This is a genomic window from Nocardia sp. NPDC057668 (assembly GCF_042799795.1).
Lineage (GTDB): Bacteria > Actinomycetota > Actinomycetes > Mycobacteriales > Mycobacteriaceae > Nocardia.
Genome location: NZ_JBHVIC010000001.1, coordinates 1,207,528 through 1,223,043 on the forward strand (window position 1 = coordinate 1,207,528; position 15,516 = coordinate 1,223,043).

Sequence of the window (15,516 nt, forward strand, 5' to 3'; positions counted from 1 at the left end):
CTACCTTCTCAGGAGTTCGCGAGCTGGAGGTCGGTCGCCAGGGACCGGCCGTTGTCCGTGAGCCGAATGAAGTCGGCGCGGGTGCAGTAGCTCAGGCGGGCGATCTTGTCGGCGACCGGGAAATCACCGACGACCCGGAAGCCGACCGCGGCATTGAGCTTCTGCACGTGCAGATTCCGGTGATCGGGCTCGACCACGACTCGCTCGGCGCCGCACTCGAAGAAGGCGGTGCGCATGATGTGCAGCATGACGTTGCCGGTGAAGCCCGGCAGCCGGCGCTCACTGCTGGAGACCAGCAGGTGCATGCCGATGTCACCGGCCGCGTGCTCGTAGCCGGTGTCCGGCTTGGCCAGATCGCTGGTCTGCGGGTTGTAGAGCTCGAAGAGGAACTGCGGCTCGTCCTCGAACGCGCCGATCCACATGCCGAATCGCGGATCCGGGTCGGACTCGGCGACGCGGATCAGATCCTCGACGTCGGCCGGCGTGCTCTCGAGCATCCCCCAGTACGCCGACTTCGGGTGGATGAGCCACCGGTGCGCGGTCTCGGTGTCACGTTCGATATCGATGGGCCGGGCGGTCAGCTCGTAAACAGCTGGTTCGACAACATCGGTACCCGGACTCGTCTCGGGACGAGCAACCACCATCAGAAACCCTCTCGCAGATCCACATTCGCGAGTTAGGGTAACCTATTTTATTAGGGTGGGCTAACCCGAAAATCGCGACGGGTACCGCGCGACACGCGAGCAATAGCGGCAGGCTTTCAGCATCTGCGGCCGGTCTCGGAACGTAATCGCTGATCAGCACACACTTACGTAGTAAACGTAGCCTAACCTCATCCGATTTAGGTTAGGCTAGCGTAATGCAGATCTCAGAGCCAGCCGGTTGCCGGGCCCGGTCCGGGTTTCCGGACCCGCCGCCGGTTTCTCAGGCGCTGAGCGGAGCCGCGGTCACGCGGTAGCCGAGATTGGTCAGCACCTCGGTCGTCGCCTTCGCGAAATTGAGCGTGATGAAGTGCAGGCAGGGCGCGCCCTCGTCGATGAGGCGCTGCGCCATCTCGGTCGCGATCTCGATGCCCGCGGCGCGCACCGCGGCCTTGTTCTCTTCCGGACCGTCCCCCGCGGCCCGCCGCAGCCGTGCCAGCACCGCCGGCGGGAGTTCGCGACCGGACAGCTCGACCGCCCGCTGCACGGTGCGCAGGGAGGTGATCGGCATCAGCTCGGGAATGATCGGCTTGGCGCCTTCGATCGGGTCGTGCGCGGCCACCCGGTCGCGCAGGCGCAGGTAGTGCTCGACGTCGAAGAACATCTGGGTGATCGAGTAGTCCGCGCCGGCGCGAAGTTTGGCGGCCAGGTGGGCGGTGTCGGTGGCCAGGTCCGGTGAGCGGTGATGCCCCTGCGGGAACGAGGCCACCCCGACCTTGAAGTCACCGAGGTCGCGCACGATGCGCACCAGTTCCTCGGCGTACGCCACCCCGTCGGGATGACGCTCCCAGGCGCCGAGCGGATCGCCCGGCGGATCGCCGCGCAGCACCAGGATGTTGCGAATGCCGCAGTCGGCGTAGGAGCCGACCAGCGCGCGCAGTTCGGCGATGCTGTGCCCGACCGCGGTCAGGTGCGCCACCGGCAGCAGGGTGGTCTGCTGGGCGAGCTGGCCGGTGATGCGGGCGGTGCGGTCCTTGGTGGAGCCGCCCGCGCCATAGGTCATCGAGACGAAGGCCGGATGCATGCGCTCGAACTCGCGGACCGTGCGCCACAGTCGCGCTTCTCCGGCGGCGTCGCGCGGCGGATTGAATTCCACCGAGAAGGGCACCCGCGCCCCGGAATGGATCCGCAGGCTCTGCACGACCGAGGCGCGAGCGGCCGCGAGCGGCGCGACACGGGCGGTCGGGGCGCAGCCGGGCACGGCTGCGAAAGTGTTGTCCGAGTTCGTCATTGGTGAGCTCCATGGTCAGCATGCCGATGGCCACCTCATTGCGAGTGCACGCTGAAGGAGCCCATTGCGCGGCGTCGTGCGACGCCCGGTCCCGCTCGGCGTGCCACCCGATCCACGAGGCGACAACCGCCGGATACGACGTATCCAGCGCAACGGCAGGTCTTCGGACTCGTGGGCATCGACCCGTGACCCGGGTCGGCCCCGGTGCTCGTGCCGGGGCTGGTCCTATCGGCCATCGCTTCCCAGGCATCGCGCCCAGTGCGGAATGACGGCTGTCGTTCCCACTCACCGCTGCGGGACAGTCCCGGATTTCCACCGGGTTCCCTCTCACCCGGGCGGCACGCGAACGCACCACCGGGCTTCGACGCCTTCGGACGGATCAGGGGCTCCTCGATACCGCCTCCGGCGAACCAGCTGCGCAGGCGAATATAGCGAAGTGGTACCGCCGCCGACAACCACACCCCCTCCCCCGCGCGCTCCGGCGCGCCGCGAGCGCGTGTCGCGGGGACGCCGCGCCCGGTCCGCCGCGTAGTCTGCGTCCGGTCCGAAGCCGCTGATCAGACCACTGGAGAAGGCGTGAATTGGGAAGCGTGGCAGGAGAGTTGGGATCGGCAGCAGGAGTTGTACATGCCCGATCGCGAGGAGCGATTCCGGGTGATGCTGGATCTGGTCGAGGCGAGCGCCGGGAAGGCGCCGCGGGTGCTGGATCTGGCTTGCGGGACCGGCACCATCACCCGGCGGCTGTTCGCCCGGCTGCCCGAGTCGAGTTCGGTTGCGGTGGATCGGGATCCGACGCTGCTGGCGATGGCGCGCGGGTCCTTCGCCGATGATCCGCGCGTCAGTTTCGTCGTGGCGGACCTGGAAGATCCGGCGTGGTCGAGTGCGCTGACCGCCGAGCCGTTCGACGTCATCGCGACCGCGACCGCCACGCACTGGATGCAGCCCGACGACCTGGCCAGGCTCTACCGGGACCTGCCGGCGCTGCTGCGCCCGGGCGGGCTGTTCCTCAACGCCGACCACATGCCCGATCCGCGGACCCCGCTGCTGAACGCGCTGGACGAGCGGATTCAGCGCGGGCATCAGGAGCGGGTGCGGGCCGAGGGCGTGCCGGACTGGGAACAGTGGTGGGCCGGAATCGCCGATGATCCGCGGCTGAGCAACGAGCTGGCCGCCAGTCGCGCCATTCTCGACAACCGGCCGCGGGGCGTGCCGCAGACCCTGGACTGGCATCTCGACCACGTCTGGGCGGCGGGGTTCGCCGAAGCCGGGGTCGCGTGGCGCTCGATCACCGACGCGGTGCTCGTGGGCGTGCGCTGAGGCGCGCGGCCGCAGCGGTTTCCGTGCGCGCCTCCCCCGAATTCGTTACCGCGCAATTACGGTTTCCTCACTGTTAGCTCGCGGTGTCTACATCGCGGTGTGCACCCGTTCACATCGAAGGCACGAACGGCATCGAATCGCGCCTTTGCCAGCAAACTTCCAGGACACGCCCGCCGTTCTGTTCATCAGGACAGCGGCGGATCCCGGAGTTAGTATTCCGTCCCGTCGGTAACCCCCAATTTGCCTAATTGAAGGCGGTTTTCATGACAAGTACCGTGCCGCAACCGGTGGCACTGGGCGACGAGGCTGCTCGGACACTCGCCAATGCCACCAAGACCGTTCCGCAGATGGAGTCCATCACCCCGCGGTGGCTGGTCCATCTGCTGAGCTGGGTGCCGGTGGAAGCCGGCATCTACCGGCGCAACCGGGTGACGCACGAGCAGACCGTCGACATCAAGTGCGACAACTACGACGAGTCCCCGCTGCCGGAGACCTTCATCGACTACGAGAAGGATCCGCGCGAGTATCGGCTCAAGGCCGTGCACACGATCCTCGACGTGCACACCCGGGTCTCGGACCTGTATTCCAGCCCGCACGACCAGATCTCCCAGCAGCTGCGCCTGACCATCGAGGCCATCAAGGAGCATCAGGAAGGCGAGCTGATCAACAGCCCCGACTACGGGCTGATCGCCAATACGCCGAAGAAGCAACGGATCTCGACCATCGCGGGCCCGCCCACGCCCGACGATCTGGACAATCTCATCGCCAAGGTCTGGAAGGAGCCCGGCTTCTTCCTCACCCACCCGGAGGGCATCGCGGCCTTCGGGCGAGAGTGCACGCGGCGCGGTGTGCCGCCGCCGACGGTGAGCCTGTTCGGTTCGCAGTTCATCACCTGGCGCGGCATCCCGATCATCCCGTCGGACAAGGTTCCGGTGACCGGCGGCAAGACCAAGTTCCTGCTCATCCGCCCGGGCGCGGAACGGCAGGGCGTGGTCGGGCTGTACCAGCCGGGACTGGCCGGCGAACAGGGTCCCGGCCTGTCGGTGAAGTTCATGGGAATCGACCGCAGTGCCATCGCCTCGTATCTGGTTTCGCTGTACTGCTCCCTGGCGATCCTGACCGACGACGCCGTGGCGGTGCTCGAGGGCGCAGAGGTGAACAGGTTCCATGACTATGCACCGACCTACCGCTGATCTGCCCGCTTCCCCGGAACCGGTGGCCGCCACCGGTTCCGGGTGGGGCGCCCTGCTCCCGGACGAGGCGACGCTGAATCGCCTTGCCGGGGAGTTCTTCTCGGCGCTGCCGTCGGCGGCGCCGGGCCTCGGGGGGCTGGGCGTCCCGGGGCCGGGCGGACCGGCTCCGGAGCCGCCGCCGCTCCCGTATGTTCCGGGTGCGCCGAGCACCCCGGCGGGGCCGTCCGGTGTGCCCGGATCGCCGGGGGCGCTGCCCTCGGCCGCGTCGGCCCCCGTGGCGGCTCCCCTGTCGGCGGCGGGGGCGAGCTCGCTCCCGCACGCGCCGGAACCGACCGTGCCGGAAGGCGGCGCGGTGCCGGAAGGCGCTGTGCCGCAGCCGAGTCCGGGCATCTCCGTCCCTGCCACGGCGGGCACGCCGCGCACCCCGGGCGCGCCTCGGGGTGCGGTGCCGCCCGGCGGGGCCACCCCCGCCCCGGCGGTGCCGGGCTGGGAGTCCGGGACCACCGCGGCCCCGGTGCACACCGATCCCTGGCTGCCCGAACTGCCCTCGCTCGATATCCCGCTGACCCCGTCGCGTTTCAGCGCACCGGCGGCAGCGGCAGGCGGGCCGAGCTTCTACTTCCTCGAGCGCCCGCGAGCCGATGCGGCACCGGCCGGGTCACAGTTCTACTTCCTCGGGGACCGGGCCGGCGATCCGGTGCCGGATCGGCATCCGCCGTTCGACGTGCACGCCGTCCGCCGGGATTTCCCCATCCTGGGCGAACGGGTGAACGGGCACCCGCTGGTGTGGTTCGACAACGCCGCCACCACGCAGAAGCCGCGCACGGTCATCGACCGCATCACCCACTTCTACGAGCACGAGAACTCCAACATCCACCGTGCCGCACACGAATTGGCGGCGCGCTCGACCGACGCGTACGAGCACGCCCGCGAGGCGGTGGCGCGCTTCCTGGGCGCGGGCTCGGCACAGGAGATCATCTTCGTGCGCGGGGCGACCGAGGGCCTGAACCTCATCGCCCAGACCTGGGGCCGCAAGAATCTGCACGCCGGTGACGAGATCCTCGTCTCGCACCTCGAACACCACGCCAATATCGTGCCGTGGCAGCTGCTGGCGGCCGAGACCGGCGCGGTGCTGAAGGTCATTCCGGTGGACGACACCGGCCAGCTGCGGATGGACGAGTACACCCGGCTGCTGTCCGATCGCACGAAACTGGTGTCGGTGACCCATGTGTCGAACGCACTGGGCACCATCACGCCCATCGCGGATGTGGTCGCCGAGGCCAGGCGCGCGGGCGCGGTCACCGTGGTGGACGGTGCGCAGTCCATCCCGCACACCCGGATCGACGTCCGCGCCCTGGACGCCGACTTCTTCGTCTTCTCCGGCCACAAGCTCTTCGGCCCGACCGGGATCGGCGCGGTCTACGGCAAATCCGAAGTGCTCCAGGATCTTCCGCCCTGGCAGGGCGGCGGCAACATGATCAGCGACGTCACCTTCGATCGCTCGCTGTTCCAGCCGCCGCCGGGCCGTTTCGAGGCGGGCACCGGCAACATCGCCGACGCGGTCGGCCTGGGCGCGGCCGTGGAATACGTCGAAACACTCGGCATCGACACCATCGCCCGCTACGAACACGGCCTGCTGGAGTACGCCACACCCCGGCTGGCGGCGATCCCGGGCGTGCGCCTCATCGGCACCGCCGCGCACAAGGCGAGCGTGCTGTCGTTCACCCTGGCCGGCTACGAACCCATAGAAGTCGGAACGGCCCTGAACGAGAAGGGCATAGCGGTGCGGGCCGGGCACCATTGCGCCCAGCCCATCCTGCGCCGCTTCGGCGTGGAGGCCACGGTCCGCCCCTCCTTCGCCTTCTACAACACCTGCGAGGAGATCGACCGCTTCATCGCCGAGGTCACCCGCCTCGCCCACGCGCGCGGCTGACCGGATCGACGGCGGCACCCGACCGGCGTCCACGCGGCCTCAGAGCCGCGTGGACGCCGCGTTCGTGTACGAGCGGGACACGTTTGGGCCGTCGGCCGCTACGGCGAAGCTTGCGCCGAATCCCCCGGTCCAGCGATCCCGGCCCGCGAATACACTACGCGGAGAGCAGATTCGGCGCATTGCAGGAGCATGGTCAGCTTCACTCCTCGGCGAAGCCCGCACCGAATCCCCCGATAGTCGCTGCCGACCGCCCGAATGTCGAGCGCGGAGTGCCGCTTCCGCGCACTACCGAGGAGCGAGGTCAGCTCTCGGCGGCCGCGGCGAAGCGCGTGCCGATCTCGGCGGCGGTGACCTTGGCCAGTTCGACCAGGAACGGCACTCGCTCGGGGATCATCAGGGCGGTGGGGCCGCGCAGGCCCAGGGCGAAGCGGCAGCGGCCGACCGGATCGAGGATCGGCAGGCCGATCGTACGGAACTCGGGGTCGAGTTCGCCGTCGTTGTAGGCGTAGCCGCGCTCGCGGGTTCGGGTCAGTTCGGCGCGCAGTTCGGCCGGGCCCGAGACCGAGCGATCGGTGCCCTCGTCGTAGGGCAGGGCCGCGAGCTCCTCGTCGCTCGCCTCCGACCAGGCCAGCAACGCCTTGCCCAGGGCGCTGGCGTGCAGCGGCAGCCGCACGCCCTGGAGGCGATGGCCGTCGGTCTCGCGCCAGCGGCTGGTGCCCAACAACACCGCGTGGATGCTGTGCCGGATGGCGACCGAGGCGCTGGCGCCGGTGGTGGCGGCCAGTTGTTCCAGGCACGGTTCGGCGAGATAGATGCGGTGCTGGCGGTAGGCGATCTGGCCGTATTCGGCCAGCGCCCCGCCCATTCGGTAGCGACTGGATTCCTCGTTCTTCTCCAGGAATCCCGCGGCGACCAAGGCGGCCAGCAGCCGGTGCGTCGTGCTCACGGCCAGCCCCTGCTGGCGCGCGATCTCCGAGACGCCGCGCTCGTCGCCGGCCCGGAAGCATTCGAGCACCGACAGGGCACGGGCGATGGTTTGCACACCGGGGGCTTCCACGTCAGCGACGGTAGCACGCCCGCAGCGAGATTCCGGACCGCGCTTTCCATTATCCGGAAAGGCCGCCGGTGGGAGTATTCGCCTCAGCGCGCGCAGAACTCTTTCGAGGATCAGCGCTTTCATCACGAGCACCGGCGCCCGCACGCGGTGTAACGGCTGTGCCCCACCCGTGTCAAGCCTTCCGATCCTCGGAAAGCATTACCTCGCCGTAGCGGCTCGAGATCCCTACTGTCGCTGGACATCGGCCGATATCGCGGCCGATTCTCGAACCGGAAGAGGTGCCCCCACGATGTTCCGCACACGTCGGCCCAACCGTTGGCGGCTCGCGCTCGCGCTGGCCCCCGTCGTCGCTCTCGTCGCCGCGTGTGGATCGGGCGCGAGCACCGACGACGCGGCCAAGCCGGAGCTCGTTCTCAAGGTCGTGGACCCGGGCAACTCCGGCCCGCTCGCGATCGGCAAGCGCGACGGCACCTTCGACAAGGCTCTGGCCCCGCTCGGTGCGCGCATCGAATGGGTCACCACCACACCGGGTTTCAGCTCCATGCTGAAGCTGTTCAACACCGGCGAACTCGATGTGTCCGGCGCGGCCTTCAGCCCGGTGGTCGGCGCGCTGTCCAAGGACGTCCCGGTGCGCATCGTGGCCGTGCAGGATCCGGCCGGCAAGGACCAGAGCGGCATCATCGCCCACCCGGACTCCGGCATTCGCGCCGTGAAGGACCTGGCGGGCAAGCGCGTCGCGGTGAACCCGGCGGGCAAAGGTGAGTACATCCTGCTCAAGGCGCTGGCCCAGGCGGGCGTCCCGGCCGACAAAGTGACCCGGGTTCCGTTGCAGCAGAAGGACGCCGCCTCGGCGTTCGCCACCGGCAAGGTCGATGCCTGGTCCTCGTTCCTGGTGCCCTACCAGGAGGCCAAGGCCAACGGCGGCGTCGAGCTGGCCACCGAGCAGAGCATCGGTTCCAAGGACAACACCGTCGTGGTGTTCCGCACCGAGGTCCTGGACAAGCGGCCCGACGTCGCGGCCAAGTACCTCGAAGTGCTGCAGGGACTTTCGGCTCAGCAGCGCGCCAACCCCGCGGAGTTCGAGAACGTCTTCGAGAAGACCGGGCCGCGCGCGCTCAGCGGCGCCCGCCTGGCCGACGCGGTGCGCGTGGGCTCGGAGGCGACCCAGCCGCACCTGCCCAAGGAGTCCGACGCCGCTGATCTGGCCGACGTGGTGAACCAGTTCGCCGACAACGGCGTCATCAGCCGCAAGATCACCGCCGCGGACATCTTCTACGACCTGAAGTCCAAGCTGACCCCCGAGCAGCTGGCCGCACTGAAGGAAAGCTGACATGGCCGTCCTCGTCGCCGCGAATTCGGGCACGACCGCACCCGCCGCGCCCGGCTCCGCATCCCCCACCGAGCCCGAACTCGTGCTCGCCCCGCCCCGCGCCCGCATCGAGAAGCGCAGGCCCGCATGGCTGTCGATTCCGCTGCGGTTCCTGCTGCCCGCGCTGATCTTCGCGGGCTGGTGGATCGGTTCGGCGACGGGGGCACTGTCCCCGCGGGTCCTGGCCGGACCGCCCAAGGTGTGGTCGGCCTTCACCGAATTGCTCGGCACCGGCCAGCTGGTGGACTTCGCGCTCGCCTCGTTCACCCGGGCGGCCCTCGGGGTCGCGCTCGGCGTCGGCGCGGGCCTGCTGCTCGGCTTCGCCGCCGGATTGTCCAGTCTCGGTGAGGAATTGGTCGACTCGACCATGCAGATCCTGCGCGCGGTGCCGTTCCTGGCGCTGGTGCCGCTGTTCATCGCCTGGTTCGGCATCGACGAGCTGTACAAGGTGCTGCTGATCGCGGTCGCCACCGTCGCGCCCATGTACGCCTACACGTATCTGGGCGTGCGCAACGTGGACCGCAAGGTGGTCGAGGCCGCGCGCGGGTTCGGGCTCAGCGGCATACGGCTCGTGCTCGAGGTCATCCTGCCCTCGGCGCTGCCGGGCGTGCTCATGGCCCTGCGGGTGTGCCTGTCCATCAGCATCACCGGCCTGATCGCCGCCGAACAGGTCGGCACCAACGAGGGCGTGGGCTACCTGGTGACCTTGGCCCAGGAGTACAACCGCACCGACTACATGGTGCTGTGCGTGGTGCTCTACGCGCTGCTCGGCCTGATCTTCGACGGCCTGGTCCGCATCGCCGAGCGGTACGCCATGCCGTGGCGGCGTCAGGTGGCGATCCGATGACCGCGGTGACCGCACGCGTCGAGAGCCCGGTCGCGGTATCGATCACCGGACTGCACAAGGCCTTCGGTGAGAAGGTCGTGCTGGACGGCATCGATCTGACCATCCGGCGCGGCGAATTCGTGGTGCTGCTGGGCCCCAGCGGCACCGGCAAGACCACGCTGCTGCGGCTGCTGACCGGACTCGAGCTTCCCGATGCCGGACAGGTACTGGTCCCCGCCGCCCGCACCACCGTCTATCAGGAACCGCGCCTCATTCCCTCCAAGCGGGTGCTGGCCAATGTCGTTGTCGGCCAGCGCCGTTCCCGCCAGGTACGCGAGGCCGGGCTGCGCGCGCTGGCCGAGGTGCACCTGGACGGCAAGGCCCGCCAGTGGCCCGCGACCCTGTCCGGCGGCGAGGCCCAGCGCGCGGCCCTGGCCCGCGCTCTCGTCCGCGAACCCGAACTGCTGCTGCTGGACGAGCCATTCGCCGCGCTCGACGCCCTCACCCGCCTGCAAATGCAGGATCTGGTGGGCGATCTGGTGGCCCGGCATCGCCCGGCGGTACTCATGGTCACCCACGACGTGGACGAGGCCGTGCGGCTCGCGGACCGCGTCCTGGTGCTGGACAACGGCCGCTTCGCGGTCGACACCGACATCGACCTGCCGCGACCGCGTGATCGCACCGACCCCGCGGCCCTGCGCTATCGCGCGGACTTCCTCGCCCAGCTGGGCGTGGACCGCATTCCCGAAACCCCCAGGAGCACTTCATGACCGACACCCTCTGGTACACGCGCTGCCCCGTTCCCACCGCGAGCGGCCTGGCGCACAGCCTCGGCTGGCTCGGCGAGACCGCCGCGCACAGCGGCCTCGACTTCGGGGTGCTCCAGGACGCCGGGCCCGAGCTGGCGGGCTTCCACTTCTCGCACGAGCTGTCCGGCCTGATTCGCGAGGGCGGCAACGTGCCCGCGCTGGCCGCCCGGGCACAGGGTTCGCCCACCCGGCTCATCGGCCTGACCTGGATCGACGAATCGCAGGCCATCCTGGTCGGCCCGGATTCGCCGGTCTCCGCGGCCGCGGACCTGGCGGGGCTGCGCGTCGCGGTGCCCGCGTGGGCGCAGGATCAGGCGCGCAGCTTCCCGCGCGCCATGGCGCTGCACGGCTTCGCCAACGCGCTGCGCCCGGCCGGGCTCACCCTGGCCGACGTGCGCGTCACCGAGGTCGGGGTGGAGCGGGACCCGCAGGTGCGCACGGAGGTTCAGGAGCGGCGTCGCGACATCACCTGGGGCGTGCGGGAACTGCTCGACGGTGCGGTGGACGCCATCTACGTCAAGGGCGCCCGTGCCCAGGAGGTGGCGGTCGAACACGGCCTGCGGGTCGCCATCGACCTGGACGCCTCCGAGACCAAGCGACTGCGGGTGAACAACGGCACGCCGCGCCCGATCACGGTGCATCAGGAACTGCTGGACACCAAACCCGAAGTGGTGGTCGGCTTCCTGGCCCAGAGCCTGCGGGCGGCGGACTGGGCGGCGGGCAATCTCGACGGCGTCCGCGAGGTGCTCCAGCGCGAAACCCTCTCCGGTCCCGACGGTGTGGTGGCCGCCTACGGCACCGAGTTCCATCGCGGCCTGCACCCCTCGCTCACGGCCGAGCGAGTCGAACTGCTCGGGGTGCAGAAGCAGTTCCTGTACAGCCACGGCTTCCTGGCGGCGGACTTCGACCTGGACGCCTGGGTCGCGTACGAGCCCCTCGAGCAGGCCCGCGCTCTGGTCGCCGCCGAGCGGGTGCCGGCATGACCGAATACCTGTGGCGGCTGCCCGCCCGTGGCGACGGCCGGCGCGCGAATCCGGAACTGCGGCAACGCGGCGGCTTCGGCGGGCCCGGCCCCATCACCCCGGCCACCGATGTGCGGCCCGGCAATTTCGGGCCGTTCGACGACCTGCACCAGATCATCGACGCCGCCGAACTCAACGGCCTGGACGGCGTACTCGCGCCCTACGATCCACTGGGCGAGGAGTCCTGGATCGTGGCGGCGGGAGCGCTGCGAGCCACCCGGCACGCCCGGGTCGTCGTCGAGTTCCAGCCCGCCTTCGGCACGCCCGTGTACGCGGCCAAGATCTCGGCCACGCTGCAGCGGCTCTCGGCCGGGCGGCTGGGGTGGCGGCTCGCGGTCGACACCGACATCGCCGACGAGCGGGCGCGCGGGGACCGGGTCGTCGGTGACGATCGGTATGCGCGGGCGGCGGAATTCCTCACCGTCGCCCGGGGTGTCTGGAACTCGGATCCCATTCCGGGCGCGGGATTCAAGGGCACCGGCTTCGAGTACGCGGGCGAGTTCTACGACGTCATCGACGGCGGTTTCCGGGGGATCCTGTCCGGACTGCCCTTCCCGCAGGTGTACCTGTCCGGGACTTCGGCTGCCGCGCTGAAGCTTTCGGCGAAGCACGCCGACGTTCACGTCTTCACCGAAGCACCCGACGGTTTCGCCGCGCCGCTGGCCGAGCTGCGCCGCCTCGCCGGCGCGCAGGGCCGCACGGTCCGGGCCGGGCTGGAGCTGCCGATCATCGCCCGCGAGACCGAGACCGAAGCCTGGGCCAGGGTCGAAAGGCAATGGCGCGAACTGCATCCGACGGGTCCGGACGCCACCTCGCTGAGTCTGGGCGACGGCCGCTGGGCCGGATTCGGCGAACTCGGGTACCCGCAGGCCATCGGCCTGGTCGGCAGCTACGAGCAGGTAGCCCGGCAACTTCAGGTGTACACGGCCGCCGGGATCGACAGCATCGCGCTGTCCGGGCATCCGCATATCGAAGAGGTGCACCGCACCGGCGAACACCTGCTGCATCTGGCCGATCCGGCCGGACGCGTCCTGACCGAGGCGCCCGCGTGATCGATCCAGCACGGCGTCCGGGCACGAGCACGGAGCGCTCCCCTCACCGGCGGAAGGGCACGGCATGACCATCGACATCTATTGGCGCATCGGCATGGAGGGCGATCACGCCTCGCTGCGCACCCCGCGCCGCTACAACCGCGGGCACGCCGGGGGTTACGGCCCGGGCAACATCGCGCCCGCCATTCGCGGCGGCGAACTCGACGGCTACGGCTACATCGACCATGTCGCCGCCGTGGCCCGGGCCTCGGAATCGGCCGGCTTCCTGGGCGGACTGCTGCCCTCGTTCCCGGTCACCGAGGATCCCTGGGCCATCGCGGCCGCACTGGCCCGCGAGACCACCACCTACCGGTTCATGGTCGCCTTCCAGCCCGGCTTCCTGCACCCGGTGCAGGCCGCGCGCATGTCTGCGAGCCTGCAGCGCGCCACCGGCGGGCGATTGGTCTACAACATCATCAGCGGGGGCGGCGGACCGGCCCAACTGTGGTGGGGTGACAAGGTTTCCCACGACGACCGGTACGCGCGCACCAGCGAGTTCCTCGACGTGCTGCGCGGGGTGTGGGACGGCGAGCCCTACACGCACGACGGACGTTTCTACCGGGGCGAGGAGGCGGCGCTGCCGCCGGGCCTGGCGGGGCAGCCCTTCCCGGAGGTCTACTTCTCCGGGTCCTCGGGCGCGGCGGTGCAGGCCGCGGGACGGCACGCCGACTACTACCTGTCCTGGCTCGAGCCCTTCGCGGACCTGCGGGCCAAGTTCGACGGCGTCCGCGCGCACGCCGACCGGATCGGGCGCACCCCGAAGTTCGCGGTCCGCATCGACATCGTCGCCCGGCACACCGAGGAGGCCGCCTGGGCCGAGATCGAGAAGGGCTGGGCGTTCGTGGACCGCGACGCCGCCAATCGCGCCGCACAGGGCGATTCGGTCGGCGCGGCCCGCATCAAGGGCTGGGTGCCCGAAACCATCACCGGCTACCGGGATCTGGAGGTGCAACCCAACGTGTGGTGCGGCTTCAGTCTCATTCGCGGCGGGCCGGCATTCGGCCTCGTCGGCAGCTACGAACAGGTGGCCCAGCGCCTCGACGAGCTGACCGAGCTCGGCGTCGACGCCTTCATCCTGGCGGGCAATCCGCACCTGGAGGAGGCGTACCGGGTCGGCGAGGAAGTGCTGCCCCTGCTGGGCCGTTCGCGGCTGACCGCACCGGAACCCGTTGCCGCGCTGTCCACTACGCGCTGAGCACACCACGAACATCGAATCAGGAGACATCATGACCACCGTCGAGACCGTCCTCTCGGACACCGCCGCCGAATTCGTCGCCGCCGTGACCCGCGACGCGGACAAGGCGTTCCGGGTGCTGCGCGAGAGCGGCACCGTGACCGGCAACGGCACCGTCAACTTCGTCGAGCGCGTGCCGGGCGAGGACATCGCCGTAGCGCTCAACGAGCCGGGCCCCTGGGCCGACGACCGCACCGTGCGACCGGTGGTGGCGACCTTCGACGGAAAGGTGCTGTCCGGCAGCGGTTCCGCCGGATTCGTCACCGGCTACGCCAAGGTGTTCCGCGCCCACCCGGAGATCACCTCCGTCGTGCACGTGCATTCGCCGTGGCTGGGCGGCTGGGCGCAGACCCACCGCACCCTGCCCATTCGCTACGCGGCCGTGCAGCGACTGACCCTGTCCCGGGAGATCCCGCCGCACATCGACCGCAGCATCGGCGCGGGTGACTTCATTCTCCAGCGCCTGACCGTCGACCCGGACCTCATCGCCATCTTCGAGGCCAACGGCGGCGCGAACGTGATCGGCCGCGGCGGGCTGCTCGACCTGGCCAAGCTCGTCGTCCTGCTGGAGGAGGGCGCGCAGTACCAGGCGATCGGCGAAACCCTCGGCGGGTCCGTCGATTTCGACGCCTCCAACCTCGCCGTGCAGTGGGGCCGCACCGGGCTGGCCGACGAGGCCCGCCGCCGCGGCCTGATCTGATCCATCACTCCCACCCCGAAGGAACTCCCCGTGACCGTTCGCATCGGCTACTTCCCGCACAACAACTCGCTGTTCGTGCTGCGGCACCGCGGCATCGTCGAACGCACCCTGCCCGACGTGGAATGGGTCGACCTGCGCGCGCTGCCCGAGACCTCGCGCGCCGACGTGAAAACCGCACTGCCGTCGCTGCATTCGGACTGGCTGTTCGAGGACGGCGGCTACGACGTCATCGGCACCGGCTTCACCCCGCCGGTCACCGCGCTGGCGAACGGCCGCGACATCGTCTACCTCGGCATCTCCGGACCGCGCATCGAGAACGGCCGCCTGGTCGCCAAGGCGGGCAACGGCATCGAGACCGTCGCCGACCTGAAGGGCAAGCGCGTCGGCATCGCGCACGGTTCCTGGCAGACCACCCTGCTGCTGTTCGCGCTCGAGCGGGCGGGCCTGGGCTGGGCCGACATCGAGCCGGTCGACACCGATGTCAACGGCGGCGCCGCGCTGCTGAACGGCGACCTCGACGCCTGGGTCGGCGCGTACCCCGGGCTGGCCGCCATCGAGGCGCAGGCCGAGCTGCACACGCTCGTGGACACCGAATCGCTGTTCAGTCACCCGTCGCTGTGGTTCACCCGCCGTGACTTCGCCGAGGGCAATCGCGAAGCCCTGGAGGCGATTCTGACCGCACTGCAGGAGTCCGACGCCTGGATCACCGAGAATCCGCGCGCGGCGGCGCAGTACTTCGTCGACGACATCGTCGCGCGCGGCGGCACGGCCGATCTCGACGCGTGGGAGGCCGCGCTGCGCGGACGCCCGTTCGGGATCGACCCGGTCTCGGAATCGTTCCTGGACGAGCAGCAGCACGCCGCCGACCTGCTGGCCGCCAATGGCCTGCTGCCCAGGACCGTTCAGGTTCGCGGCGCGGTTCTGCCCTGGATCTCGGACTTCGTCGCGTCCACCCGGAACGCGACCGCCGTCGGCTGAAGCCCTGCGACACCGGCCGGACAACGAGGTCCGGCCGGACCCGTCCGCGGGCCGC

General features: G+C 70.0%; 14 protein-coding genes and 1 riboswitch. Of the genes, 11 read left to right on the plus strand and 3 right to left on the minus strand.

What is annotated here, in order from left to right:
• Positions 1-8: 8 nt before the first annotated feature.
• A complete protein-coding gene (locus ACFVBH_RS05655) occupies positions 9-644 on the minus strand; it encodes a GNAT family N-acetyltransferase (protein ID WP_379000094.1) in 636 nt (211 codons plus the stop codon).
• Positions 645-924: 280 nt separating this feature from the next.
• Positions 925-1,932, minus strand: coding sequence for a methylenetetrahydrofolate reductase (locus ACFVBH_RS05660; RefSeq protein ID WP_379000096.1), 1,008 nt, complete (start codon positions 1,930-1,932; stop codon positions 925-927).
• Positions 1,933-2,068: 136 nt separating this feature from the next.
• A riboswitch (cobalamin riboswitch) is annotated at positions 2,069-2,303 on the minus strand.
• A 205-nt stretch (positions 2,304-2,508) separates the two neighbouring features.
• Here ACFVBH_RS05660 and ACFVBH_RS05665 point away from each other — a divergent pair.
• The 3 genes from ACFVBH_RS05665 (at position 2,509) to ACFVBH_RS05675 (ending at position 6,375) form a co-directional block, all read left to right on the plus strand.
• Positions 2,509-3,249: a class I SAM-dependent methyltransferase gene (locus tag ACFVBH_RS05665; protein WP_379000099.1), complete on the plus strand. Its 741-nt coding sequence runs from the start codon at positions 2,509-2,511 to the stop codon at positions 3,247-3,249.
• 263 nt (positions 3,250-3,512) lie between these two features.
• On the plus strand, positions 3,513-4,442 hold the full coding sequence (locus ACFVBH_RS05670; protein ID WP_379000101.1) for a family 2A encapsulin nanocompartment shell protein: 930 nt from the start codon (positions 3,513-3,515) through the stop codon (positions 4,440-4,442).
• A 1-nt stretch (position 4,443) separates the two neighbouring features.
• On the plus strand, positions 4,444-6,375 hold the full coding sequence (locus ACFVBH_RS05675; RefSeq protein WP_379001603.1) for a family 2A encapsulin nanocompartment cargo protein cysteine desulfurase: 1,932 nt from the start codon (positions 4,444-4,446) through the stop codon (positions 6,373-6,375).
• 301 nt (positions 6,376-6,676) lie between these two features.
• On the opposite strand, the gene ACFVBH_RS05680 is transcribed toward ACFVBH_RS05675, so the two are convergent.
• The gene (locus ACFVBH_RS05680) at positions 6,677-7,432 is read right to left on the minus strand and encodes an IclR family transcriptional regulator (RefSeq protein WP_379000103.1); all 756 of its coding nucleotides are present in this window, start codon (positions 7,430-7,432) and stop codon (positions 6,677-6,679) included.
• A 289-nt stretch (positions 7,433-7,721) separates the two neighbouring features.
• On the opposite strand from ACFVBH_RS05680, the gene ACFVBH_RS05685 reads away from it, so the two are divergent.
• The 8 genes from ACFVBH_RS05685 (at position 7,722) to ACFVBH_RS05720 (ending at position 15,461) form a co-directional block, all read left to right on the plus strand.
• Positions 7,722-8,762: an NrtA/SsuA/CpmA family ABC transporter substrate-binding protein gene (locus ACFVBH_RS05685; protein WP_354990275.1), complete on the plus strand. Its 1,041-nt coding sequence runs from the start codon at positions 7,722-7,724 to the stop codon at positions 8,760-8,762.
• A 1-nt stretch (position 8,763) separates the two neighbouring features.
• Entirely contained in the window at positions 8,764-9,648 is an 885-nt protein-coding gene (locus ACFVBH_RS05690) for an ABC transporter permease (RefSeq protein WP_379000105.1), read from the plus strand.
• Entirely contained in the window at positions 9,645-10,397 is a 753-nt protein-coding gene (locus ACFVBH_RS05695; protein WP_354990273.1) for an ATP-binding cassette domain-containing protein, read from the plus strand. Before ACFVBH_RS05690 ends, ACFVBH_RS05695 begins: the two co-directional genes overlap by 4 nt.
• Positions 10,394-11,419, plus strand: a complete 1,026-nt coding sequence (locus ACFVBH_RS05700; RefSeq protein WP_379000108.1) for an ABC transporter substrate-binding protein — start codon at positions 10,394-10,396, stop codon at positions 11,417-11,419. Before ACFVBH_RS05695 ends, ACFVBH_RS05700 begins: the two co-directional genes overlap by 4 nt.
• Positions 11,416-12,510: an LLM class flavin-dependent oxidoreductase gene (locus ACFVBH_RS05705; RefSeq protein WP_379000110.1), complete on the plus strand. Its 1,095-nt coding sequence runs from the start codon at positions 11,416-11,418 to the stop codon at positions 12,508-12,510. Before ACFVBH_RS05700 ends, ACFVBH_RS05705 begins: the two co-directional genes overlap by 4 nt.
• 64 nt (positions 12,511-12,574) lie before the next feature.
• Complete coding sequence (locus tag ACFVBH_RS05710) at positions 12,575-13,744, plus strand: LLM class flavin-dependent oxidoreductase (protein ID WP_379000113.1); 1,170 nt, start codon at positions 12,575-12,577, stop codon at positions 13,742-13,744.
• A 31-nt stretch (positions 13,745-13,775) separates the two neighbouring features.
• Positions 13,776-14,483 (plus strand): class II aldolase/adducin family protein, encoded by a 708-nt coding sequence (locus ACFVBH_RS05715; RefSeq protein WP_354990269.1) that lies wholly within the window; start codon positions 13,776-13,778, stop codon positions 14,481-14,483.
• A gap of 30 nt (positions 14,484-14,513) precedes the next feature.
• A complete protein-coding gene (locus ACFVBH_RS05720; protein WP_379000116.1) occupies positions 14,514-15,461 on the plus strand; it encodes an ABC transporter substrate-binding protein in 948 nt (315 codons plus the stop codon).
• Positions 15,462-15,516: the final 55 nt, after the last annotated feature.